This is a genomic window from Scytonema sp. HK-05, from assembly GCF_963872035.1.
Classification (GTDB): Bacteria; Cyanobacteriota; Cyanobacteriia; order Cyanobacteriales; family Nostocaceae; genus Kalymmatonema.
Genome location: NZ_CAWMYC010000148.1, coordinates 25,476 through 50,807, shown reverse-complemented (window position 1 = coordinate 50,807; position 25,332 = coordinate 25,476). Strand labels below are relative to the sequence as shown.

23 protein-coding genes are annotated in these 25,332 nt (G+C 43.7%); 12 read left to right on the top strand and 11 right to left on the bottom strand.

What is annotated here, in order from left to right:
- Positions 1-141 precede the first annotated feature (141 nt).
- Positions 142-264, top strand: coding sequence for a hypothetical protein (locus AACT52_RS34425; RefSeq protein ID WP_272937129.1), 123 nt, complete (start codon positions 142-144; stop codon positions 262-264).
- 1 nt (position 265) lies between these two features.
- On the opposite strand, the gene AACT52_RS34420 is transcribed toward AACT52_RS34425, so the two are convergent.
- The 8 genes from AACT52_RS34420 to AACT52_RS34385 form a co-directional block, all read right to left on the bottom strand.
- The gene (locus AACT52_RS34420) at positions 266-3,538 is read right to left on the bottom strand and encodes an efflux RND transporter permease subunit (RefSeq protein WP_073634929.1); all 3,273 of its coding nucleotides are present in this window, start codon (positions 3,536-3,538) and stop codon (positions 266-268) included.
- 12 nt (positions 3,539-3,550) lie between these two features.
- Positions 3,551-4,801 carry an efflux RND transporter periplasmic adaptor subunit gene (locus AACT52_RS34415; protein WP_073634928.1) on the bottom strand — a complete coding sequence of 417 codons (1,251 nt, stop codon included), beginning with the start codon at positions 4,799-4,801 and terminating at the stop codon, positions 3,551-3,553.
- Between the two features lie 221 nt (positions 4,802-5,022).
- On the bottom strand, positions 5,023-5,568 hold the full coding sequence (locus AACT52_RS34410) for a response regulator (protein ID WP_073634927.1): 546 nt from the start codon (positions 5,566-5,568) through the stop codon (positions 5,023-5,025).
- A gap of 117 nt (positions 5,569-5,685) precedes the next feature.
- The gene (locus AACT52_RS34405; protein WP_073634926.1) at positions 5,686-7,161 is read right to left on the bottom strand and encodes a catalase; all 1,476 of its coding nucleotides are present in this window, start codon (positions 7,159-7,161) and stop codon (positions 5,686-5,688) included.
- 26 nt (positions 7,162-7,187) lie between these two features.
- A complete protein-coding gene (locus AACT52_RS34400; RefSeq protein ID WP_073634925.1) occupies positions 7,188-7,442 on the bottom strand; it encodes a CDGSH iron-sulfur domain-containing protein in 255 nt (84 codons plus the stop codon).
- 203 nt (positions 7,443-7,645) lie between these two features.
- Positions 7,646-7,798, bottom strand: coding sequence for a hypothetical protein (locus AACT52_RS34395; protein WP_158054888.1), 153 nt, complete (start codon positions 7,796-7,798; stop codon positions 7,646-7,648).
- Between the two features lie 52 nt (positions 7,799-7,850).
- Positions 7,851-8,525: an isochorismatase family protein gene (locus AACT52_RS34390; RefSeq protein ID WP_073634924.1), complete on the bottom strand. Its 675-nt coding sequence runs from the start codon at positions 8,523-8,525 to the stop codon at positions 7,851-7,853.
- A gap of 554 nt (positions 8,526-9,079) precedes the next feature.
- Entirely contained in the window at positions 9,080-9,346 is a 267-nt protein-coding gene (locus AACT52_RS34385) for a hypothetical protein (protein ID WP_143172941.1), read from the bottom strand.
- A gap of 1,643 nt (positions 9,347-10,989) precedes the next feature.
- Here AACT52_RS34385 and AACT52_RS34380 point away from each other — a divergent pair.
- Genes AACT52_RS34380 through AACT52_RS34370 form a run of 3 tightly spaced genes read left to right on the top strand, consistent with a single transcriptional unit; the run spans position 10,990 to position 11,961 of the window.
- Positions 10,990-11,313 (top strand): hypothetical protein, encoded by a 324-nt coding sequence (locus AACT52_RS34380; RefSeq protein ID WP_198941046.1) that lies wholly within the window; start codon positions 10,990-10,992, stop codon positions 11,311-11,313.
- 59 nt (positions 11,314-11,372) lie between these two features.
- Positions 11,373-11,612, top strand: coding sequence for a hypothetical protein (locus tag AACT52_RS34375; RefSeq protein ID WP_198941045.1), 240 nt, complete (start codon positions 11,373-11,375; stop codon positions 11,610-11,612).
- Positions 11,602-11,961, top strand: a complete 360-nt coding sequence (locus AACT52_RS34370; protein ID WP_198941044.1) for a hypothetical protein — start codon at positions 11,602-11,604, stop codon at positions 11,959-11,961. The genes AACT52_RS34375 and AACT52_RS34370 overlap by 11 nt, the downstream gene beginning before the upstream one ends.
- A 544-nt stretch (positions 11,962-12,505) precedes the next feature.
- Here the strand turns inward: AACT52_RS34370 and AACT52_RS34365 are convergent.
- Positions 12,506-13,450, bottom strand: a complete 945-nt coding sequence (locus tag AACT52_RS34365) for an NADP-dependent oxidoreductase (RefSeq protein WP_198941043.1) — start codon at positions 13,448-13,450, stop codon at positions 12,506-12,508.
- A gap of 1,155 nt (positions 13,451-14,605) precedes the next feature.
- Between AACT52_RS34365 and AACT52_RS34360 the strand changes: the two genes are divergently transcribed.
- The 3 genes from AACT52_RS34360 to AACT52_RS34350 all read left to right on the top strand — a co-directional run bounded on the left by AACT52_RS34360 (position 14,606) and on the right by AACT52_RS34350 (position 16,402).
- A complete protein-coding gene (locus AACT52_RS34360) occupies positions 14,606-14,860 on the top strand; it encodes a hypothetical protein (RefSeq protein WP_073634921.1) in 255 nt (84 codons plus the stop codon).
- 19 nt (positions 14,861-14,879) lie between these two features.
- Positions 14,880-15,164 carry a hypothetical protein gene (locus AACT52_RS34355; protein ID WP_073634920.1) on the top strand — a complete coding sequence of 95 codons (285 nt, stop codon included), beginning with the start codon at positions 14,880-14,882 and terminating at the stop codon, positions 15,162-15,164.
- 203 nt (positions 15,165-15,367) lie between these two features.
- On the top strand, positions 15,368-16,402 hold the full coding sequence (locus tag AACT52_RS34350) for an SMP-30/gluconolactonase/LRE family protein (RefSeq protein ID WP_083630713.1): 1,035 nt from the start codon (positions 15,368-15,370) through the stop codon (positions 16,400-16,402).
- A gap of 31 nt (positions 16,403-16,433) precedes the next feature.
- On the opposite strand, the gene AACT52_RS34345 is transcribed toward AACT52_RS34350, so the two are convergent.
- On the bottom strand, positions 16,434-16,643 hold the full coding sequence (locus tag AACT52_RS34345; protein ID WP_143172940.1) for a hypothetical protein: 210 nt from the start codon (positions 16,641-16,643) through the stop codon (positions 16,434-16,436).
- A gap of 384 nt (positions 16,644-17,027) precedes the next feature.
- Here AACT52_RS34345 and AACT52_RS34340 point away from each other — a divergent pair, with 384 nt between their 5' ends.
- Together AACT52_RS34340 and AACT52_RS34335 are read left to right on the top strand one after the other, a co-directional pair.
- A complete protein-coding gene (locus AACT52_RS34340; protein ID WP_073634919.1) occupies positions 17,028-17,378 on the top strand; it encodes a late competence development ComFB family protein in 351 nt (116 codons plus the stop codon).
- A 1,280-nt stretch (positions 17,379-18,658) separates the two neighbouring features.
- Complete coding sequence (locus tag AACT52_RS34335) at positions 18,659-22,180, top strand: NB-ARC domain-containing protein (RefSeq protein WP_073634918.1); 3,522 nt, start codon at positions 18,659-18,661, stop codon at positions 22,178-22,180.
- 157 nt (positions 22,181-22,337) lie between these two features.
- Here AACT52_RS34335 and AACT52_RS34330 read toward each other — a convergent pair whose 3' ends face one another.
- On the bottom strand, positions 22,338-23,144 hold the full coding sequence (locus AACT52_RS34330) for a GNAT family N-acetyltransferase (protein WP_073634917.1): 807 nt from the start codon (positions 23,142-23,144) through the stop codon (positions 22,338-22,340).
- A gap of 547 nt (positions 23,145-23,691) precedes the next feature.
- Here AACT52_RS34330 and AACT52_RS34325 point away from each other — a divergent pair.
- From AACT52_RS34325 to AACT52_RS34315, 3 genes are all read left to right on the top strand, one after another.
- A complete protein-coding gene (locus AACT52_RS34325; RefSeq protein ID WP_073634916.1) occupies positions 23,692-24,555 on the top strand; it encodes a hypothetical protein in 864 nt (287 codons plus the stop codon).
- Positions 24,556-24,944: 389 nt separating this feature from the next.
- Positions 24,945-25,118, top strand: a complete 174-nt coding sequence (locus AACT52_RS34320) for a hypothetical protein (RefSeq protein ID WP_198941042.1) — start codon at positions 24,945-24,947, stop codon at positions 25,116-25,118.
- Positions 25,119-25,139: 21 nt separating this feature from the next.
- Positions 25,140-25,313 (top strand): hypothetical protein, encoded by a 174-nt coding sequence (locus tag AACT52_RS34315; protein WP_198941041.1) that lies wholly within the window; start codon positions 25,140-25,142, stop codon positions 25,311-25,313.
- Positions 25,314-25,332 lie beyond the last annotated feature (19 nt).

The following is a 25,332-nucleotide window of genomic DNA, read 5'->3' as shown; positions in this document are numbered from 1 at the left end:
ACCCGAAGGGAGTCAGCGCAGAGTAACGCAGAGCCTTTCTGAAATTAATTCGTTACGAACTTGTGAAATTCTGTACTAAGTACATCCTATGCTAAAGCGATCGCTCAAGCGCCTTAGAACCTCAGTTAAGTGCAGTTGTTGATGACTACGCAATTAGTCCCAGCACTCAATGCTTTTCGCTTGAAACCAAACCGCAGTAAAAGTTTAACTCATCCACGCTCTCGTCCCCTACTATACCCAGTACTGCGGGTTAGTGATGGGTAGTTCACGCAGAGGGAGTATCATCTTGGAATGTGGGATCTGACTTTAGTTGTGCCTGAGCAGAACCATTCAAAGATGCCTCAGGTTCAAAAAATGGAGTCGGCTCGGGTGAATTAGGAGGTTGGGAGGATTTTGGCGGTTTGGGACGATTCTTATTGAACACAAACTCCGCCAGGTTCTTAATCACGACATAAAGAACGGGCACTAGGAGGAAACTCAAAAGAGTTGCTATCAGCAAACCGCCAAAGACAGCGGTACCCAGAGACCATCGACTGGCTGAACCTGCACCCGTCGCGACTACCAAGGGCCAGAAACCGACTAGAGCAGCAGATGCTGTCATCAGAATTGGGCGAAAGCGCTGTTCTGCTGCATGAATGGCTGCTTGGGCAATGGTCATGCCCTGCTCTCGCGACTGGTTAGCAAACTCCACAATCAAAATAGCGTTTTTACTGGCTAAGCCAATCAGCATCACCAAAGCGATTTGGCAGTAAACATCATTTACCAAACCCCGTAAGGAAACAAACGTCATTGCCCCTAAGATTGCCAAGGGCACTGTCAGCATGATAATTAAGGGGTCAATGTAGTTTTCGTATTGAGCTGCCAAGATCAAAAAGACAACTATCAGCCCCAAGCCGAAGATAAACACAGCTTGCCCTCCAGACTTAACTTCTTCTCTAGAGAGTCCTGTCCACTCATAACCGAGATCAGGTTGAGCCACTGACTCAAAAGTTTGCTGCATTGCTTGAATTGCTTGTCCAGAACTGTAACCCGGTGCAGGGTTCCCCTGAATTTTGATTGTCCGGAATAAGTTGAAATGACCAATGTTTTGTGGACCTGCAATCGGTGTTACAGTTGCCACTTCACTTAGACGTACCAAATTACCATCTATAGAGCGGATATAGACTTGATTGATGTCATCTGGAGTATCGCGATACTTTTCATCTGCCTGGATATATACGCGATAATTGCGTTGCCCAAAGGTGAAATCATTCACATACTGACCACCCATATATGCCCCCAGCGTGCTTAGTGCCTGATTAAAATCGACATTCAGTGCCTCAAGTCTGTCACGGTCAATGTCAATTTGAAGCTGAGGTGCGCTGGCGGTAAATTGGGTAAATACTCGGCTCAGCGCTGGGTTCTGGTTAGCTTTAGCAATGATTTGCTGGGCAATCGAGAGAAACTGGTCTATGCTAAGTTTACCGCCTGTCCTATCCTGGAGCTGAAATTCAAAGCCGCCAGTGCTACTAAACCCTGGTACTGCAGGATTATTAAATACTGTGATGAAAGCATCTTGATTCTTACCAAACTCTTGATTAAGGCGCTTTAAAATTGCTGTAGCAGAGTGTTCTTCGCCGTGTCGTTCTTCCCAGTCCTTGAGTTTAACAAAAAAGGTACCCTGGTTAGGTCCACTGCCATTCAAACCAAAGCCCGGAAGTAAGACTGATGCTTGGATTTCGCTCACCTGCTTCAGAGTTTGGTAGATGTCAGCAGCGACTTTTTCAGTGTATTTGAGGGGGACTCCATCCGGGGCTTGCACAATACCAACGATTATGCCTTGATCCTCTTCAGGGACAAATCCAGATGGCACCAAATTATACACCCAGCCTGTGGCAACTAATCCAAGAATAAATAGCCCCACAATAACTATTCGGATGCGAATCAGGAAATTGACGATGCCCCGGTAGCGTTTAATGACCCAGTTAAAGACCCGGTTAAACTGCCTGAAAAACCAGCCGAAAGGACCACCTCCTTCCCCCTCCTTATGACGTAAGAGGATGGCGGACATACTTGGAGTGAAGCTGAGGGCATTAAAGCAGGAAATGGCAATTGAAAAGATAATGATTAAAGCAAATTGCTTGTACATTATTCCCGTTGCTCCGGGGAAGAAAGATACCGGAACAAAAACAGCCATAAGCACTAAGGACGTGGCGACCACCGCACCGGTCAGCTCGTTCATTGCCTCACTGGCAGCTTGACGCGGACTCATCCCCGACTCCATTTTTGTCGCGATACCCTCAACGACGATGATGGCATCATCTACTACTAGACCTGTAGCAAGAACCAACCCAAACATCGTCAAGGTGTTGAGGGAAAATCCGAATACCAGAGCAAACGCTAGTGCCCCAATTAGGGAAACTGGAGCGGCAATAGCGGGAATGATGGTGGTGCGCCAGTCCTGTAAAAAGACGAAAATGACCAGAACCACTAGAAGAATCGCTTCGATGAGGGTGTGAAACACTTCTTCGATGGAGACTTCTACAAACCTAGTGGTGTCATAGTTAATCACAGCTTTCATCCCTGGCGGGAAATTTTTCTCTAATCCCGCCATCGTCTCTTCGACTGTTTTGGCAACGTTTAGTGCATTGCTACCGGGAAGTTGGTAAATCAACATGGCTACGCCTGGTTTACCCTGAACCAATGCTGATGAAGTATATTCTCTCGCACCCAACTCTGCTCGACCAATATCTTTAAGTTTTACTAGCGTACCATCTGTCTGTGTCTTGAGGACAAGGTTCTCAAACTCCTTCGCCTCTTTTAGCCTACCCTGTACCCGCAGGGTAAAATTGTATGGCTGATTCTCAGAAGAAGGTGACTGACCAATCCCCCCTGCACCAAGCTGGATGTTTTGGGAGCGAAGTGCATTGGCGACATCGGTTGCAGTCAATTTTCGACTGGCAAGAGCATTGGGATCGAGCCAAAGCCGCATCGCGTACTGGCGTTCGCCAGAGATAGTAACATCGCCAACACCGGGAATCCGTTTAATGGTGTCTATGACAAACAAGTCAACGTAGTTGCTCAAAAAGATATTGTCATACTCGTTATTTTCGGAATAGAATCCATAGACAAGGAGGATGCTATTTGACCTTGATAAAGTGGTCACACCAGTTTGTCTAACAGCATCCGGTAGGGTGGGTTCGGCGATCGCCACCCTATTTTGTACGTTTACCTGATTGATGTTTTTGTTAGTGGACGTATCAAAATAGACTGAAATTGTACTAGAGCCGTCATTACTGCTTGTCGAATTGATGTATTGCATACCCTCGACCCCGTTGACCTGCCGCTCAATCGACGTGGTCACCGTATCTTCCACCGTTTGGGCATCAGCGCCAATATAAGTACTCGATGTTCGGATCTGAATCGGAGCAATATCAGGCAGGTTGTTGATGGGTAACAGTGGGATGCAAATGCCACCCACTAGCAGAATCAGGAAGGTGCAAACCGTGGATAGGACCGGTCGCTTGATAAAAATGTCAGCAATTGACAAGATAACCATGAATTCTCGCTCCTAAGACTGTGGTTGAATGAGAGTACCGTCTCGCAATTTGAGAATGTTTGACACGGCAATTTGCTCACCAGCTTTAATCCCCTCAATCACCTGATAACTGCCTCCTTGAATGTCACCCAACTTCACAGGTCGTTGGTGCACGACCTGTCGTGATTTCCCACCCTTCGTGTCTTTCTGCGCTACAAATACAAAGTTTTGCCCTCCGATACGAGTTACAGCAATGGTGGGAATCAAAACCCCATTCCTTGTGTTCCATACAATTCTTGCCCGGACATACTGCCCATCTCGCAAGCTCCCATCTCGGTTGGGAAAACGAGCTTTGCTCAAGATGGATTGTGCGCCTGTATCCACTCGCGCTGAGATAAAGTTAACGCTCCCCATAACCAAGCGCTTGCCAGTATTCGCGTCAATTAACTCTGTCGGCAACCCCAGACGCAGTTGTGATGAGTAGTTGGAGGGAACGGAGATCCGCATATCAATAGATTCGTTTTTGGTGATGGTGGTCAGGGTTTGACCAACATTGACGTAGTCCCCGACTTTAACCAAGAAATCACCAATCTCACCATTAATGGGGGCAAGTAACTGTTTGTAATTGAGATTTACACGGGCAGCAGCGGTATTTGCCTCAGCCTGCCGGACATTAGCCTCTGCCTGACTTATAGCGGTTTTGGCTGCATTTACCCGCTTCGAGGCAGCTTGAAAGTTAGCGATCGCCGTGTCTAAGTTTTTTTGGGCAATGTCCAGTTGCTGCCTCGCTTGCGCTCCCTCTCTCACCAGTTGCTGAGTTCGCTCGAACTGTGCCTGCTGCAATTTCACGTCCGCCACGACACTAGCTCGATCTGCCTCTGCTACCTGAAGCTGCTCAGCGGCTGTCGCACGGGCAGCTACGGTTGACTTAGTGGCAGCGACGGCGCTAGCAACTTCCGCCTGAGTTTGATCGAGACTGAGCGACAAAATGGCTGTCCCCCGCTCAACCCGCTTCCCACTTGAAACGAAAATCTTATCAATCCGACCCTGAACCTGCGGCTGTAATGATACTCTTTCCTGAGCTTCCAGCGTTCCTACAAACTCAGAGCTTCTTTCGATTTGATTGGACTCTACTGTTTGCACCTTTGTAGCAAGAGGAGGTGGTGTAACTGCTGTTGCTGTTGCTGTAGGGTTATTCCCTTTGGTACAGGCGCTGGTAAGGACAGAGGCTAGAAACGCTGTTCCTAAAAGCTTTGTTGTGAGTAAAATATTAACTTTTAACATTGGAGGTGTTTAAATAGGTCAGCGTGAATAAACATACCTTGCGTGATGACCGAAGCGTGGTTAGTGGTTAGTGGGCGGGATACAAATAGATTAATGTTTGTTTACATAATTGGGTTTATTTGTGCTTATCTACTTAGCTATGCGTATAATAAGTGTTTACTCTAGGAATTTTTTGTGAAAAATTATAAATAATAGCACTAGAATAAGCAGGAATAACACTGTTACCGATTTATAAATCCAGCTTCTTTAGCTTCATTCAACTTGTAAAATTTGTTCCAATTACAGCAGCGATATTGAAACCAAATTTTGTTGTTTGATTCGTACCTAATGAAGGATAGCTTTTCATTGCCCCAAGCAAGATGGCGATCCAGCACCGCAATCCAAGCAAGCTTTGATGCAACTGCAACTAACTCATCAGGGTCAAATGGCTTTGCTACGTATGTAGAGAACCCTGCATTGAGAGCAAGAGTAAGTGCCTCCTCCGTCGCTAGTGCCGTCAAAGCTATGGCTGGAATCTGTCTTACCTCTTCAGTTAGGTTCCTGACTTTACGAATCAGCGAATAACCATCCTCTTTTGGCATAGCGATATCGCTTATTAGAAGATGCGGTTTTAATCGCGTAATTCCTTGAAGGGCTTCACTGACTGATGCTACGAGAGTGACTTGTGCATTATACTCATCAAAAATGACCTTTATCAAGTCAAGAGTATCAGCATCGTCATCTACCGCCAGCACACGTAAACCCTTTAGGACTTCTAGGGCAACCATAAGCTTAAACTCTTTTTTTTACATCCCGTGAAAAGTCGGGTTATTTATCTGAAATACCAAGCGTAAAAGATTTAGAGACAAGGCTGAACGCCTGTCTCAAACCAACCGCATTTACTTTCACTTTCTAAGGCTGAATTCTTTAATCTCAGCCAAAAGACCAAGTGCTTTGGCAACGCCTTCTCCATAGGCTGGATCTGCCTTTACAAAATGTGCAAGCTGCCGCTCAATGATAAACTGCGGTACATCTTGGATAGCTGCTGCAATATTGTGAAAAAGTCGTTGCTTTTCGTCTTCTGGCAGTAACCGGAATAAATTGCCAGCTTGAGTATAATCGTCGTTGCCAGCACGGTGATCGTAACGGTCAGCATCACCGGAAATTTTAAGCGGCGGTTCCTTAAAGTGTGGATCTTCAACTGGACCACCAAAGCTGTTCGGCTCATAGTTGACCGACCCGCCACCGTTGTCATCAAAGCGCATCAAGCCATCGCGGTGGTAAGTGTGCACCTCCTTTGCATGTGGGTAATTGATCGGCAGGCTTTCATAATTCACTCCCAATCGATAGCGATGTGCATCTGGATAAGACAGGATACGCGCTTGGAGCATTTTGTCTGGGCTGAATGATATTCCCGGCGCAACATTAGAGGGAGAAAAAGCCGCTTGTTCAATTTCTGCAAAATAGTTTTCCGGATTGCGGTTAAGTTCAAGAATGCCAACCTCAATCAATGGGTAATCTTTGTGTGGCCAGACTTTAGTTAAATCGAAAGGATTGTAGGGTGTTTTATCAACATCCGCCTCAGGCATAATCTGCACGTAAAAGCGCCACTGTGGGTATTCACCCCGCTCAATTGCGTAGAATAGGTCGCGCTGTGCGCTTTCGCGATCCTCTCCCACAATCTTTGCTGCCTCTTCGTTGGTCAGGTACCGATGCCCCTGTATAGTTTTGAAGTGGAACTTGACCCAAAACCGCTCCTGAGCTTCGTTGATGAAACTGAAGGTATGGCTACCATAGCCATTCATGTAGCGATGGCTCTTGGGCAATCCGCGATCGCTAAACAAAATCGTCACTTGATGCAAACTCTCTGGTGATAGAGACCAGAAATCCCACATCGCCGTTGGACTGCGAAGATTAGTTTTGGGATTGCGCTTTTGGGTACGGATAAAATCGCTGAACTTAAGTGGGTCACGGACAAAGAAGACTGGGGTGTTATTCCCGACCATATCCCAGTTGCCTTCTTCAGTGTAGAACTTGATTGCAAAGCCGCGTACATCCCGCTCGGCATCTGCCGCACCCCGTTCGCCTGCAACCGTAGAAAACCGTGCAATTACCTCGGTTTGTTTGCCAATTTGTGAAAACAGTTTCGCCTTGGTATACTGGCTGATATCATTAGTGACAGTAAACGTGCCATAAGCACCCGATCCTTTAGCGTGAACAACTCGTTCTGGGATGCGTTCCCGGTTGAAGTGCGCCATCTTCTCAATGAGATGAAAGTCTTGCATTAACACTGGACCGCGTGCGCCTGCGGTCAATGTGTTTTGGTTGTCACTGACTGGAATGCCAGCATCTGTCGTCAGGAATTCCTTTTCGTTGTTCATTATTTAATATCCATTTTCAGTCATGTTTACAGATTGTGGTGAGAACCGTCACAAAATGGAGCCTTACCCGTATGTTTGCATGCACAAAGGGCAACACGCTTTTTCTCTGTAATCTCAAATGCTATTGGTTTGAATCCAGTTCCTTTGTGAGCGCCATTGCAGAAGGGTTGATTGCTGGAGAGTCCAGAGCTACACCAGTGATATGTGCCAGGTTCCAGTTCTATCACTATTGGTTTCTTGTCAAAGATGACAGGTTCATTTGGTTGTTGATTTACTACCATTGTTTCAGTCCTCCGTGTTTTCCTTATAGTTCATGTGTTGTTTGGCAGGTGCACCATGATCTTGATGCGTTGGAGCAATCCCTAGAAATGTTCCTCTATGTATATGTATTTCAATGCATAGATGGAACTTTCTCTGTGTGTTGAACTAAATAATTGATGTGAGCAGCGATAAAGCCAAAATTAGGCAATCGCTGAGCATACAGTTATTCTAAGGCAGATGCGAAAGAGCTTGACCAATTTGCTAATAGTTCAGCAATCACCATGTTGGTATTAGCAATTCTCAGTTCTAGCTGACTGATGCGGAACATTGATGCATACAGAGCCTGTTGATTAATTGTTCCAGAGGCATTCATCACCGCATAAAGGTCATAGCCATGTCCAACTGCACTCTTGTTCTCCAGGAATTCTCTACTTTTGTGTTACTACCGACCGTTCCTTGTTTTTTTCTAGGTTGTTTGCCAACATCCCGTAGAAAGGTAAATGTTCGCGGAAAATGTCCAGTGTGCCTGGGGCTGTTGAGTTGCGCCAATCCTTTTGCAGCATTGCGGTAACAGTTGCCCAATTGCAGACCAAACAACCTGCCTGCTGTAATCGCAGAATTGAACTTAACTCAGATATCATGTCCCAACAGCCGGACGCATCATAGATACACCACACGTCATAGCCTGCTTTCAAAGCTGAAATGGCCGGAAAGTATAAACAGATGTCGCTGGTAACACCCGCCATGATCAGCTTCTTACGACCTGTGGCTGCGATCGCATCGACAAAGTTCGAATCATCCCAAGCATTGATCGGACCTGGACGGTAAATGACTTTCACATCTGGAAACAGATCGGCAATTTCCTGCATCAACGGACCATTGGGCCCTTCAGCATAGCTCACTGTAATCACCGTTGGCAGATTGTGCAGCTTAGCAGTTTTGGCAAGAGCAAGAACATTGCTGCGAAACTGATCCAGCCGAATATCTTGTACACCCAGCATGGTTCCAGTTTGATGATCAATTAATACCATTGCTGCATTGTCTGGCGTGAGAAACTCATGATACGAACCGTTTTGAGAATTGTTGTTTGATGTGATTTCCATGTGTTATTTTTACAATTTTGAACGTGTTGACTAAGTTAATTGCTTTGGATTCATCCAAGAATTGAAGTATTAAATCTGCAGTCCCAGCTTTCGACATACATGACCGTTCTGACTCAACTCGTGTGCTTGACGAACTTCTTTAAGGGGAAATATTTGCAGAACTGGTAGTTTAAGCGTTGCTGAAGCTGATTGACAATGTAGTAAGCTTCGCCACAGTGAGGACATTGATCATCGCCATATTTGTTAAAAACTACAAACAATAGCACTAAAATCAGCAGAAATAACATATGTCAATTCTTTCTTGTTGAAACCATAACCTAAATAATTGTTTACTTTTTCTCAATTTTTGAGTAGGGAAGATCGCTAAATTAAGGAAAAAGTTAACAAAATTGTTGAAATATTCAGTCGCTTGTCGCAAGTAGTTATATGTCAATACGGTTTAAATAAAAATGGCACTAATACCGTTTGTTTGTGAACCTGCATATATTTACCTCCCGGCTACGCCGTCCCCCCTTGCCAAGGGGGGACTACAGGGGGGTCTTTTATGTGCATCTTCACAATTGGTATAAGGCGAAATCTTTGAAGAATAAGGGTGAATGGCAGAATGGTTCGCTCGTTGGGGTTAAGCCGTGAAGAACACCATTCGACAAGTACCATTCGACAAGTACCATTCGACAAGCGACCTTAATGTTGATGCGGTATTCATGCAGGCGATCGCTAAAAAATTGTTCTGTACGTAGAAAAAGCTTCCAAGCCCGTAAAATAGGAATTTGATGCTTGGAAGTGAATATGACCAAGAAAGAATCATCCGTCAGAATCATTCGTCAGAATGTTAAACGCGTTTTCTCGTCATGAATTAAGAGTTCTGGTTCCTGAGAACTGGTTCCAAGCCCCCGAATTGATTTGTGGAAAAAAAGAAAGTCTTCCGCGTTGCCATACCCCCGGATTCCATCCGTGGGGATATTCTGATTACTGAGTTCTGTGTTCTGTATTCTTCTTAATACTTTTAATGTGTCGAATCGTCTAAAAATCCTCAAGGAAAAGTTTACGCAAAGTCTGGGATTACTTTTTCAAAAGGTTTTACCGGAGTCTGTAATTTAGCAAGCTAGTGACGAGATAAAAACCGAAAATGCCGTCGGCTGTTTGACCCAATAGTAACTCTGTGGGTGTTTCTATCTCAAGTTATAGATGATGATAAAAGTTGCGACAATGCAGCAAGGAAAATAATTTGTTATTTGATAGGAGAATCGGTAGAAATTCTTCAAAAGATATCAGTACGTACTGTCAAGCAAGGTCTAGATTACTAGAAAAAGTCTTAGAGAAATTCTTTGGTTCTATTGGACAAAAATTACAAGAAAAAGTAATACTAAATCCGCGTATTATACCTCCTTTATAATTTAGTCTGCGCAGGCGGACTTTTTTGTGTCCCTGTAAACTCGGCGCTTACAAACATCGCCAGGGCTTAAAAGGGGTTATAAAAACGGATTTGGTATAACATCTTTAAATTTATGGTGTGGTCACAGTATTAAAGTAGTAGATGGGTCAATCATATCGATGCCTAATATTGTTGAGAACTAGAAAGCTTATCCGATAGATGTGTAGTCAAAAGGCTAGTTGTGGGTTTCCAATTGCGAAAATTAGTGTACTATTTAGCATAGCTATAGGTTCTGCCGTTGCTTTGGTTATTGATGTTCTTAATACTTATGACATCCAATTAGCCAAAAAATTATATAAGTTTTTTAATTAGGGAGATGTGCTTTTAGGAGATAGAGCTTTTTGCGCTTATGCCGATTTGGTTTCTATTAAAAATCTTGGCTGCAACACGTTATTCCGTAAGCATCAATACCGAAAAAGCTTTATGTGAAATGGCAGAATTGTTGGTGATTGGGACAAGTTAGTAATTTGGCATAAACCTAAAAAATGCCCCAAAGGATGGGAGCATCTCCAGGGCAAACGCATTTACTCACATCTTGCACCTATACGAGTAAACCGCAAACAAGCTTACTTACAGCACATAAATCTAAGACTAAAAGAAGGAATGTCTTAAGTAAGCAGTAAACATATTTATTACTTTAAAAACGTGATAGTACTTAGAAAGTTGCTTGTTAATTGCAAAGGAATCAGGTTTAATCATAATGATAATCATGCGGAGGCTGGAGGAGAGGGCGAGCGTCGCTCGCCCTCTCCTCCCCAAAAAACGATTATCATTATTGTTGCCGGAATTTCTGTTCTTTAACTTCGAGTTTTGATTTGCTCCTGTACCCCAAAACATGAGAGAAAGGGCGTGAAATATCGAAATCTTTTAAAGCAAGAACAATGCTTGCCCACGCCCAAGAGCTAGTTTATAACTTATCGGAGTTGATGCCCACGCAATACCAAAAAGATAACCTAGAAGCAATGCTAGGATTATTCTTGGAGGGACAAGGACATCCTTTACCCCAACACTCTAAAACTAAATCTCCAAGTGCACGCTTGCCGATTTTTAAATATCAACCCTTGGTCAACACGGGAAATCATTCGTATTGTTCGCAACCAAGTATTGGAGACTGTTTTAAAGACTTTATCTGAATCTGGTCAAGGACGTAGACCATTTTTACAGGTAATTGTTGACCTGACAACTCTTGAAAAACGTGGAAAATTCAAAGAGTTTGAGAATTTAATCTCCGTTTATAACGGTAAGAGGGGATTACATCTGGTGGTATTATACTTGGTAATCGGAAGATGGCGAATTCCTTGGAGCTTCCGAGTATGGAGAGGTAAAGGTACTCCAACACGTCCGCACAGTTAGGGTTGAAATTAGTCAAACGTTTACCAAAATTACTAACTAAACACTTTCAGGTAGTCATTTTGGCTGATACAGCTTTTGGTAGTGTGGAATTTCTCCACGGTATACGCAAGCTTAAATATCATGCTATTACAGGTCTGGCGATTAACCGTAAACTAGTTTATACAAGAATTTTAGGACGTTTACACAAACAGGGACAGCAAGTACGTTTAGTCGGTTTAAAGTTTCCTGTTACTGTGTCTTGGTATTACCTCAAGCGCGACAAAGGAAAGCGAAGAATTGCGTTTTGTTTTGTCCACTAGACCTATTAAAGCTTCTACTCTTAAGTGGTGGGGTAAGCGCAGATGGCAGATTGAGGGATGGTTTAAAACCGCCAAACATCGTTTTGGTTTACACCGTTTTGGTCAGGGTACTCTACTTGGGATGTATCGTTGGTTTATTCTTTCTCTTACTGCTTACCTCATAGCTCATTGGACTTATTTGGAAATTCACTTCCCATTGCCACCTGATTGGGGTAAGGCTACACAAACTGCCCTTGAATCTATTTTTCCTCAAATAGTCGTGTCTCATATGTTACTTGATATTGAGCGATTGATTCCTCTTGCACGTAGTTGTGGTTTTAACATCAATTTTTCCAGGTGCAAGATGTGAGTTTAAATAGACCTTGACAAAAAAATAAATACAGCACATTGCAAGTAAATGAAGTACAACCCTGTTGTCTCAAAGCCGAGACACTAAGCCTTTTTTACTTCTGACTTCTGACTCCTGAATTCTGCTATATCTTAGTGCCATTCGCCTGTAAGTATTTCAGAAATTACGCGTGTTTGCCCTGGAGGAATAACTATGTTGACTAAGTACATGATTCCATAAGTTCACGCGCGAAAACTTGAACGAAGACTCTGTGTACCTTTGCGTTTACCGAGCGCGCCCCTCTGCGTTTAAAAACGTTACGAATTAATGAAATGCTGTACTACTCCCTTCCCAGTCTAAGATTACCTATAGTGATTTACTCCTCTCTCTGTGTCCTCTCTTGCCTCGTGCGGTTAAAAAATAGGTATTCTTCTGGCGGTAAGGGAGTAAGTGGTTTAGGTATAGGGGGAATCAGGTATTTACACCCCCACACCCTATAAATTGATCAACTACTTGTGGGACGCGCAACATGCCCGTTCCTCCTATAAGAGGTATAAGATTTGAGTTAATCCACTACTTGCAGGACAATCTTACCCCTTGTTTGACCCCTCTGACCCAATTCGTGGGCTTTGTCCGCGTCCGCAAGTGGCAAAACCGTCTCAATATTTAGCCTAAGGAGTCCCGCGTCAATCAGCTGAGCAATCTCAGTAAGTTGTTTAGCGTTGGGCTGCACGAAGACCAGTTCTCCCCGAACACCATACGCGGCGGCGGTTTCTGCAGACGGTGGACTGACTGTGGAAACAAGGATACCACCTTTTTTCAGGACTCCCCAAGACCGCTCTTGCGTATCTCCGCCTATTGTGTCAAGTATGACGTCCACGTTCTCAACAGTATCCTCAAATCGGACTGCTTTGTAATCCAGGATCTCATTAGCGCCCAGTTCCCGCAGGCGAGCGTGATTTTGAGCAGAGGCTGTTGCAATCACCTGCGCCCCTTTCCAGCGTGCAAACTGCACCGCTAGCGACCCCACACCGCCAGCCGCCCCATGTATCAGCACCCTTTGCCCTGCCGAAAGTTTAGCTATCTCAAATAGTGCCTGCCAAGCCGTCAGCGCTACTACCGGCACTGCAGCTGCCTGGATTGGTTTGAGTGTTGTTGGTTTGAGCGCCACATCCGACACACCTGCAAGTACATACTCTGCGTAGGCTCCATTTCGAGTCATGTTTAAGCTGCCATACACAGGTGAGCCAGTCTTGAGGTTAGTGACACCCGGACCGACCGCCTCTAGTACACCTGCGACATCCCAACCAAGAATCAAAGGCAGTTTGTGCGCGATCATATCTTTCATCTGCCCAGAACGTATTTTCCAATCGATGGGGTTGACTCCAGCGGCTTGCACGCGGATCAGCACTTCGCCCTCACCTGGTTCAGGACGTGGAGCGTCTTCATAAGCAAGAACTTCCGGAGCACCATAAGAATGAATACGTGCTGCTTTCATGTTTGTCATCATGAGTTCTCCTATTCACAAAAATTGGGTTAGTACTTCCAGCGGTCAGGGAATTCTGGTTATTGCTGTTTGGAATAACGCTGTCCTTCCCCAGAATAACTCGGTTAGGTTTTTTATTCGGTTTATTGATGTCCATCCAGCTAGCATAAACATTTATAACCTATTCACCTTCAAACATTTTCAATATTGAATTAGGTTTAAATATAGTTTTCACCTTCAAAAAATTTTTGACCAGGTAAGATCCTTATGTTAAGCAAAATCTTATTAACCTAAGTTGCAGGTTATGAAATTCTGGATACCTCGTAACCATCAATTCATGCGAGCGCACACAACATTTGGTCAATTAATGGAAGACCCCGTGCTTCGCCTGCTACGCGGGTACAAAAATCTCCAAACTTCGGATTGACGCTTTAAAAACTATCTTAAAGTTTTTTATCATCTAAAACCGTATTTTTGTATGCAATTGCCTTTCCATCTTGAACGAGTATCACAGGATCGGCCTGTTTCATAATTTTTCTCCACCTCTTACATGAGTTTTGCTATTCTATTGCAAAAATTGTTTGGGAACACACAAAGCCGCTAAGTGAACTGTGCTTGTGTGGTAAGACTAAAAACTTTGATAACGAACTTGATCTAAGTTTCCATCATAAGTAAAGGTGCAGATATCCTTGTCATTGCTCTTTTCACTGCAGTCTTATCAAGAATGGAACGCTTCTCGTTTTTTAGTTTTTCATCCCTGAAAAGTTTTAACTCGAGAAAATGCTTAGGTTAACAAACAACTTAAACCATTTCCGCTGTTTATTGAGAGCATAAGTAGATTTGATAGCATGCCAGTTGCCAGCACTAAGTTCAGCTTTAACGTGCATATCTTAACTGGTGAAGATACGTTTGAAGATAAATAATATTATTCATAACTTTTTTCTTCTTTAATGCCATTACCACAATTAAGGGCAAAGGTGAAAAGTTAACTTTTCACCTTTTTCTTATTCCTTAATTTCCTCTCCCCTCTTCTTTCCTCCTACAAAGCATATTTTTACTGAGAAGCATATAGTCGCTAATTGCTAATTGTTGTATCACCATGAGCTATTAGCAGTTTTGAGAAACCAACGTTTATTTGTATGACCTACTTGTAATTTATGGAACAGGAAGGGTTTGCCAATGCATTGGGTACGAACCACTTGGAGTGAGTCGTCGATTAAAGTTCGACGCAGTCAGCAGCCAACGGTTAGCTTTAAACCAGCCGTTCAGGTGAAAAGTTGTCCTTGTTGCTCCCATCGGCTGTTGCAACATATTCGTAATAACCGTGTGTACTGGTTCTGTCGAACCTGTTGGCAAGAAATGCCGTTGCTGAATTTAGAAAGCCATAACTCATTATCCGCTTCTGTTACAACTATTAGTTTGGAAAAAAATTGATTCATTTTGGAGAACAAAAATGGTTCAAGGAGTAAAACAAATTCTTAGTAGGTACGGTAGATTGCACTGGTCTGAATATGGTGCAAAATTTCTTGGAACTGCATGTAATCTCTTTGTAGTACTCAATGCAGTTATCTTCAATTTTGGTAAGGGTTTGTCAATGAAGGCTTTTATACCTGATAAAGGTACTCGTTTGCTGATTACAGCGTTATTGTTTGCTGGTGGTGGGTCACTCTTTGCGATTTCTCCATTGGGGAAATTGAGTGGCTCTCACCTCAATCTTTCGGTATCAATTAACAACTAACGGCTTTCATCAGTAGTATTAAGTAAGTCGGTATAAATAAAGTTAACTGGTGAGAGTCCTTATTAGTCATTTGTCAAGTGTCATTTATAAAGAGCGAAGAACCTTGGACAAATGATTGATGACAATCAACATAGTTATGTTTATCTGCGCCCACTTACTTGTATTAAAGTTACAAAAACTGTGATTGTTAAAACTACCATATTATGGGACAAACTATCACACACAGAGATTTTCCTGTTGTTGGAAAAATCACTTTAAGCATCTTGAACTATGCCATTCTATTGTTGTTGGTTTCTTGCAACTCGGTTAAACTAGACGCTACATCGACCCTATCCCGCGCAGAAAGCGTTCCCGTAACTGCGTCTACACCACCTAACTTATTTAAAACAACGCCGCAGCCGTCAGCATATCTTGTTAAACCGATACAGATTTTCAAAAGCCCAAAATACTCTGAAGGAGTTGTCATTGACCGTGAGGGTAACCTTTACTTTTCCGAAACCAAAGCCGGAACTATTACGGTTTTACCTCCCATCACCTCCCCTCGAGTTTGGGCTAAAGTCGAAGGTGCTAACGGACATAAGATTATGCCGGATGGTACTCATATCATTGCTGCCAAAAACTCTGTTATGCAACTAGATGCCAATGGTAAACTCTTAAAGGTGGTTGTAAACGAATTTAACGGCAAGCCTCTAGAGTATCCCAATGACATCACGATTGATGAGCAAGGAGGTTTTTACTTTACTGACTCCGGTGATTCCAACCCCCAGACTCCAACCGGCGCGGTTTACTACGTGTCTCCTGAACAGAAAATTACCCGAGTGATTAACAGATTAGCTTTTGCCAATGGCATCCTCCTCAGCCGGGATGGTAAGCGCCTCTTTGTTAGCGAGAGTCATAAAAACCGGATTTTAGCCTATGACGTATTGTCACCAGGAAAAGTCGGACTACAAAAAGTGTTTGCTGAACTCCCTATCAAACAGGGAGAGCAAATCGACAATAAGCCTGACGGGATATGCCAGGACTCGAAAGGGAACCTCTACGTGGCTCATTATGGTATGCGTCAAGTGCAAGTTCTCAATTCTAATGGTCATCTGATCGGTCAATATTCAAGTGGCAACCTCACTACCAGCAACTGTGTTTTTGGCGGTCTAAATCAGGATTATCTCTTCGTGACTGGTGGTATGGAAACGGAAGATGGTTCAGGAGGAATCTACCGCCTAGATTTGGGGGTGCGATAGTTAGACATTCACTTTTAACAGTTACCAGTTATCAGTTACCAAATACCCGCAGTATCAGTTTTATCGTTCGGGGAAACACCACACCAAGAGCACCGTTCGTCAAGAGACGTGCCGTAGGCATAAGCGTTGGTGGCGGGTTTAAATCAGTCCTGAATCCTGAGTCGGTCAGGCGGGCGCTTTGGGGGATGCGCTCACCGCCACCAACCCTCTCTGGTGCTCTTGGTGGGGGACGCGCGACCACTCGTATTTAACTGATAACTGTTTACTGTTCACTGTTAAATCCCCCATTAGCCCGAGAAAGCGTCACTGTTCACTGATTTAACGCGATCGCCCGTATAGCCCCGCTTGGTGATAAGAGTTGATCTCCCCTAGTCCTGCTTGGAAGGGGGGGGGAATAAAGCCCTCCTTAGAAAGGGGGGTTGGGGAATCTTCGAGGATTGAACATGATTAACTCAACTGTATTGTCGTATAGCCTCGGCAGGTTTCTAGAAAAAACCTGCCCCCTATCCCAGAAGGACAGGGCAACTGCACAGAGTGCGGTTGGAGGCAAGGGCATGCTACGCCCTTGCCCCACTTTAAACAAAAATTACCAGCAGACAACAGATCAAACCTAGAGACTAAAACTATGACTAAGAAAATTATTAATCTGACACTCTCAGCAGTTGTTGAAGAAATTGAGGATGTTCTAGAAACTTATCCTTATCATCCCTATCGACAGCTTTTCTCAATTCCTGATTTACGTCAAGAACTAATTGCTTATGTTTTGAGTCGAGTTTCCAATCGTTATGTAGCAGTTGATGAAGAACAACAGCCTTCTTTCAAGTCCTTACATTTGCTTACAGAAGAAACATTGTGTATCAAAATTTTGATTCATAAAGGTATTGAAAAAATTTTTCATAAAAAAGAAGAACAGATCACTCACCGAATTCCAGGAGTCGTTGATCCAGGTTTCGCTCCTTCTAACTGGTTTGGCTAATATAGCAATCCTATTTCATACCAAATCCGTTTTTATAACCCCTCTTAAGCCATGGCGATGTTCGTAATCGCGGAGTTTACGGGCACACAAACAAAGTCCGCCTGCGCGGACTAAATTCTAAAGGCGGTATAATACGCGGATCTAGCATCATCTCTGAAAATTGACCTACTTCAGATCCCCGACAACTTTTACGAAGTCGGGGATCTTGTTTGTTCACGAATCATTTAGGACTGCAATATCACAAGAAGGCAACGATGGCAACCCATAACTTCCACGGTATGGAAGGAGAATAGACCGCCCCCCTGTTTCACAAACAACACTCGTACCGCACCTAATATTGCTAGTAGTGTTGGGAGGGGGACAAAGCCCCGCACCACGATAGCCGGGGAATAGCTACACAGTATTTGGGGTTGCTGTATCCTACAAGTGCATAAGTTGATTTTACTTACATCTATTACGAAGAGAGAAAAAACTTAAAAGCCTTAACTGTGGAATTGAGTGAACGCACCTACAAGCAGTATTTACGAGTTCCGTTTATATTATATTGAGGTAATTTTGTCAATGTGTAAGTCCTTGGTCATTAAATCAGTACCAGCCGCAGTACCATCTGTAAGGCGTATGGTGGGGAATTTGAACCCGCCCTTACGGAGATCTCAGTCCCCTCTGCCTGTACGCTTGCGCTTAATAATTGCCCCCGCTTGGGCGCGTCCCCTTAAGGCATTGGGGGGACTACAGTTCAGTTGAATTAAGCTCAACTTCATAGAGAAATGGTATTAACGTGTTCGCCGATATAGTGATACTTTTGGCGAACAAACGTAACTGACCTCTCTCCTACCTCTTTTTAACCCTCCCCTAAAAGGTTTGGTTCCAGGAGCAGCTTTTATTACTGAGAAGGGATAATTTGCTCCCCCTTGCCTCAAACGCAAAGGGGGCTGGGGCTTGCTACCAAAGCTTTCGGTGCAATAGGTGGATCTTTAAGTTACGCAAATGATGAAACTGATAACTAAAGCGTGCGGAGACTTGATAACTGATAACTGTTAAAAATTTTATGGAGTTCCGATTTATTAATAATTTCTAAAGTTTAAGGGACTTGCGTCTTTAGGAACTTTTTATGGTAATATTTGATGTATCACATATACCTTTTTAGGTGTTGCTCCGCCAGTTTGGTAAAGATTAAGTAGCAAGTTGTAGTTACAGTTCTAAAATAGTCCCCTTCATAGCACCTGAGGCATTGGTAGCTCCACTCTAATTATGTTACTGCTTGAAAGCTGGTGTTTATAATGAAACTCTCAAAGAACAAGCGTAAACGCGGTATTATTCTTACTCCGGTAGGATTGCAAAAACTTCAGTCTGCTAAACTGGCGGCTGAATTAAATGAAAATTATGGAAACAGGTACACCCTTGAAGATTTAGGGGAACGCATTGGAATCAATACTGCTACGATCGCCAAGGTACTGTCTCGCGAAGACGGGGTTGACAAACGAACACTTGAGCTTTTTTTCCAAGCTTTTAATTTAGAACTCGAGAAAGATGACTATACGAACTCAACCCAATCTCAGCGCCTAGATTGGGGAGAAGCGGCTAATGTGTCAGTTTTTTATGGACGCACAGAAGAAATCGCCAGTTTAGAGCATTTGCTTGTTGATGAGCGCTGTAGATTAGTGGCAGTGTTGGGAATGGGGGGGATTGGTAAATCTGCTCTGTCTGTAAAACTTGCAGAAGAGATTAAGGGGAATTTTGAGTATATTATATGGCGATCGCTACGAGAAGCTCCTCCCGTTAAAGCTATCCTGGGTAACTTGCTCCAGTTTTTGTCTGATGAGCAGGAAACAGAAGCTTCATTACCAGAAAGCGTCGGGGACAGAGTGTCGCTGCTGATTGATTATCTGCGAGCCTCACGCTGTCTGCTGATACTAGATAATATGGAGTCGATTTTGCGTGGTGGTAGTCGAGCGGGAGTTTATCGAGAGGGATATGAGGGGTATGGGGATCTGCTCAAACGGGTGGGAGAATCAACTCACCAAAGCTGCTTGGTGGTTACAAGCCGGGAAAAACCGAAAGATGTGGCGTCATTAGAAGGAAACACGCTATGCGTACGCTCATTCTGCCTAAATGGTCTGAAATCGGTGGATGGGCAGGAAATCTTGAAAATAAAGGGGATCACTGCTTCTGAGTCAGAATTCAGAAAACTGGTAGAGCGCTATGCAGGCAATGCCTTAGCTTTGAAGATAGTTGCTACGGCTATTCAAGATGTTTTTGATGGTAATGTTACTAAATTTTTGCAACAAGAAGCAACTGTTTTTGGTGACATTCATGAGCTTTTAGACCAGCAGTTTTCGCGCTTGTCATATTTAGAAGTAGACATAATGTACTGGCTAGCAATTAATCGTGAGCCAGTTTCGCTATCAGAGTTGCGAGAAGATATTGTATCACAAGTACCACCACAAAAATTACTCGAGGCGCTGGAGTCTCTGGTAAGGCGATCGCTTGTTGAAAAAAGCGCAGCAACCTTCACGCTACAACCTGTAGTTATGGAGTATGTGACTCAGCGATTAATAGATCAGGTTTGTAAGGAGATTGAAACTGGGAATATCGATTTGTTCAGGTGTCATGCTTTGATGAAGGCGACGGCGAAAGACTATGTTAAGGAGACTCAAGTTCGCCTTATCCTTAAACCACTTATAGATGGGCTGCTTGCTGTCTTTAGAAGCAAAAGAAATCTTGAAAATCAGCTAAGTAAAATTTTAGTAAGGTTGCGAGAGGAATCTCCGTTAGAACAAAGTTATACGGCTGGAAATATTCTTAATCTGCTTTGTCATATGGAGACAGATCTAAGCGGTTATGATTTTTCTCATCTCACTGTTTGGCAAGCAGACTTGCAGTGTCTGAAATTGCACGATGTAAATTTCCAAAACGCCAATCTAGCTAAGTCTGTTTTTGCTGAAGCTTTCGGTGGTGTTATATCAGTCGCCTTTAGCCCTGATGGAAAACTTTTGGCTACGGGACATACTAATGGTGAAATTCGCTTGTATCAAGTTGCGGATGGGAAACAAGTCCTCAGTTGTAAGGAGCATACCAACTGGGTGACGTCGCTTGCCTTTAGTTCTGATGGCAGTATCCTTGTTAGCAGTAGTACAGACTACACTGTGAAGCTGTGGGATGTCGGTACGGGAGAATGCCTTAAAACCTTGCAAGGACATGAGAACGAAGTTTGGTCAGTTGCCTTTAGTCCGGATGGTAACACGTTAGTCAGTGGCAGTCTTGACCAGACGATTAGGCTATGGAGTGTTCACACTGGTGAATGCAAAAGAATTTTCCAGGGACATACAAATTGGGTACTCTCAGTTAGCTTTAGTCCTGATGGTCAAACCCTAGCCAGTGGCAGTAGTGACGACACTCTCAGGTTATGGGATGTTAGCACTGGTGAATGCAAAAGAATTTTCCAGGGACATAGTGATGGAATACGGTCAGTCACCTTTAGTCCTAACGGTCGAACCGTGGCAAGCGGCAGTGAAGACCACACAGTGAAGTTATGGGATGTCAGTACTGGTGAATGCTACAAAACTTTACAAGGACATTCCAATTGGGTATTTTCAGTCGCCTTCAGTCCACAAGGTGATATCTTAGCCAGTGGCAGTTACGACCAAACGGTAAGGCTATGGAACGTTAGTATCGGTCAATGCCTCAAAACTTTCCAGGGATATTCCAGTTGGGTATTTTCAGTTGCCTTCAGTCCACAAGGTGATATCTTAGCCAGTGGCAGTTACGACCAGACGGTGAGGCTATGGAGCGTTAGCACTGGTCAATGCCTCAAAACTTTCCAAGGACATACCAACCAGGTACTCTCAGTAGCCTTTAGTCCTGATGGCAAGATGTTAGCGAGTGGCAGTCATAATCACACGGTGACGTCGTGGGATATCAGCACGGGTCAAGCCTTGAGAATTTGCCAGGGACATCGTGCTGGAATCAGGTCAGTTGCCTTTACTCCTGATGGTCAAACACTGGCAAGTGGGAGTGACGATCAAACGGTAAGATTGTGGGATGTCAGCACGGGTCAAGCCTTGAGAACTTGCCAAGGGCATCGTGCTTTGGTTTGGTCAATTGCTTTCAGCCCTGACGGTCAAATACTAGCGAGTGGCAGTGAGGATCAAACAATAAGACTGTGGGACGTTAGCACAGGTCAAACTTTAAGAACTTGCCAGGGACATTGTGCAGGGGTCTGTTCAGTTGCTTTCAGTCCCTGTGGAAGAATGCTAGCGAGTGGTGCTACGGAGCAAACATTCAAGTTGTGGGATGCTAGCACCGGGCAGTGCCTCAGAACCTTCGAGGAACATACAAATTGGGCTTGGTCAGTTACCTTTAGTCCAGATGGTAAGCTACTGGCGAGTGCCAGTTTTGATGGAACAATAAGGATATGGAGTGTCAGCACTGGTGAATGCCTAAAAATTTTGCAAGAAAATACAGGTTGGTTATACTCAGTTACCTTTAGTCCAGATAGCCGGACGTTAGCAAGTTGCAGTCAAGATTACACAGTCAAGCTGTGGGATGTTTCGGACGGTAAGTGCCTGAGGACTTTCCAAGGACATACAGGCAGGATTTGGTCAGTTGCCTTTAGTCCTGATAATAAAACTCTGGCTAGCAGTGGTGAAGATGAGACAATTAGACTGTGGGATGTCACAACAGGTGAGTGCTTAAAAACTCTGAAAGCGGAGAAACCCTATGAGCGCATGAATATTATGGGGGTTACAGGTTTAACTACAGCGACTATTGCTACGCTGAAAGTGCTGGGGGCTATTGATTGAATGGCGTTGCATATTTGCAGGATGAATTTTGTGTTCTTGTGGGATGGGCATCTTGCCCGTCCCTTGAATTTTCTGGGCAGGCAGGATGCCTACCCCACAAGAATCATCCCTAGATTCAGCAACGCCCATCGAATGATATTGTCAACTTAAGTCAGCGTTAAAAGACTAAGAATGACCTTGGAATATAAATTTGAAAATCTGCAACTGGTTGATAACCCATCTTCTGGTACAAATGAATCCCTGCGGGTGTAGCATGCAGAACTGTGCGGGAGATACCGCTATGCTGTTGTGCCTGTGCTAAAGAATGTCGCAGTACTGCTTCAGCGTAACCCTGTTTACGGAATTCAGGTAATGTTGCCACAAGCGCTACATATGACTTACTATTAATCAACAATGTCACAGCAGTAGAAACAGCCCTATCTTTGACATATCCTACAGAGCCAAATACTGTTGTCCCCCAGAACTCTTCAATTTCTAACATTTCACGGAACAACTGAGGAGGTTTTTCATAACTGATAGCATTAATATCAGCTACTGCTCTTCTGGTTTCTAAGTTTTCAACACGAATACAATCTAAACTAGGAATTGGTCTTACTGGAGGAAGGATGTTATCCGCCGCCATTCCAGTTATCTTAAGAAGTGGTACAAGTTCATGTCGAGACATGATTTCTGGAGCATGAGGACGAATTGACTCAGGCAGAAAATTTTCACATATAACTATTGACCAAGGCTGATTATATTTGCCAGCATAATCGTAAGCCAGTTTTATTTTGGCTTCCAAATCAGCTTCATCTTGAACAGGTTTGGATACAAAGACTACATTAAGGAATATGGTTGCTATATTGCTCCAAATGATAGCTAATCCGTCAATGTCAAAGTTTTCACCTCTTGGACATTGACTAACAAAGTATTTCCATGTTTCGATATATTGAGTATTAGATTCGATAACTTCTAAATTGAGCATTGTTGACAAGATCCATAATTCCAGTAATTTTCAGATAAATAGACCACAGTGATGAAACTACAGGGCTATTTCATTTCATACACGACCACCCGGAAAAATTTTTCACAGGCTTTTAGCCGAAGTGACAGAATTGTAGAGACGCGCCATGGCGCGTCTTTACATTGTCATCCTGATCACGGTTTTGGTCTTATCCAAATTGTATTGCGCTAAAAGGGACTGAAACTTACTCAGTAAATATTTAGTCTTATGCGCGAAGACTTTAGCTATTAGCCATAGGTTTCTAACCTATGGCGGTTATTGGGATTGGTGCAAGATGCCAGCCTAAATATTAATTTTTTTTAATTAAAGAATATAAGTAAGCATACCCGATTGTAATATCTTACTGGTAGAGCAATACCACATAACAATAAATTTATCTAGGGAAGATTTTTCGGTTAAGCAGAAATTTAAGCCTCTTTGACTAGAAGTTTTGCTTGCGCCATTAGGGCAGCAAGTGCGAACTAGACATTTCCAATTCAATGTTGTTACACATCGCGTGGTAACTTCTATGGTTGATATTGAATGGGTGCAAATTGCATCTGACAAAGTTGTGGTAGCTACTGCTGAACGCGCTTGGTTACATCAACTCGATCCTGCCCAAAGTGATAATCGCTTTGCCCAACCAATGGTTGGCACAGGCAGTGTAGCTACAACCCAGAAGCTCTTAGATGGATTTATAGCATTTGCTAAAACCTCTGTATCGTCAAAGGGCAAAGTGCCTACTTTGAATCGCTGGCGCTGGGTATGGCGGCTTGCAAGTTCCTACCATCTGTGTCACCCTACCTCACGACTCATGGAGCAAGCGCGAGAGCGTTTTGCTGCATCTGGTCGCAAAAGTTTGGCGCAGTGGGCTGCACAAAAAGCCAGAGAAGAACGGAATCACGACCAGCTCGCCCTGCTTGATATCGAGTCGATGGGCTATAAAGCTCTTGCTGTGGTGGAAGCGCTCGTTCCCCCTGCCGCAGTAGCTTTAATCGATTACTTCACTCGGAGCGCCCAAGCGACCGATCCAATTAATTGTGTTGGCTATTCTTATACAATAGAACGTCTAGCACTGCGTATTGGAGAGAAGTATATCCAGTCGGTAGAGACAAAGCTCCCACCGGGTACCCAAGCCACCCGCTGCTTGCGTGTACACAGTGGCGTTGGCAGCGATGTGGAACATGTGAAGGAGACGGTTCAGATGGTTGCGGATCTTGCTCCCCACGAACGTACCCGCGTGGCGATCGCTTGTTATGAAACTGCATTGTTGTGCTTCAGCCCACCCAATGAGGGCTACATATCAGATGAAGAACTTCAGAATGTGTTGAAACCACTAGAGTCTCATACCCAGATAAGAGTGAGATCTGATTTTCAGCAGGTTACAAAATGACCTGAAAACCTAGTAGCCTGTCAATTTTAATTAGAGGGCTTCGTAGTAAGCGCTTTAGCGCTAAAGCGCTTACTACAAACTACTTCTAACCCTCAATTATTTCTTGACAGACCACTAGTAGTCCGCCAAATCAACTATGCGCTCGTTTGTAGTCAGGACTTTAGTCCTGAAAAAGCGATAAATCGCTTACTACGAAAGAAAGCAAATTTTGTTTGGTAAACCACTAGTACAGCGGACGCGAAAATTTTTCGACAGTTTTAAATACCTGTAGAGACAGTAATGTACGGTCTCTACCGACGGATTATTTATGTCGCAGTGTACTAGGATAACGTTGCATTCTTCTGGGCATTTTTGACCTTACCGTCTAAAACAACTTCAAAAAGGACGTAATGATGAATACAACAATTGCCATCGAACAACAGCAGTCTTTAAACCAGGATTTCAACACCTGTCTGAACCAAAACAGCTTTTCAGTCTCAAATGACATCGAACTTGATTTGGAAAGCATCTTGGTTGAAGAATTTGAGCAAGGATTGCCAAACGACCTTGAATCAATGGTTTAAAACAAGTTCAAAAAGGACGTAATGATGAATACAACAATTGCCATCGAACAACAGCAGTCTTTAAACCAGGATTTCAGCACCCGTCTGAACCAAAACAGCTTTTCAGTCTCAAACGACATCGAACTTGATTTGGAAAGCATTTTGGTTCAAGAATTTGAGCAAGGTTTGCCAAACGACCTTGAATCAGTCCATTAAAACAACTTCAAAAAGGACG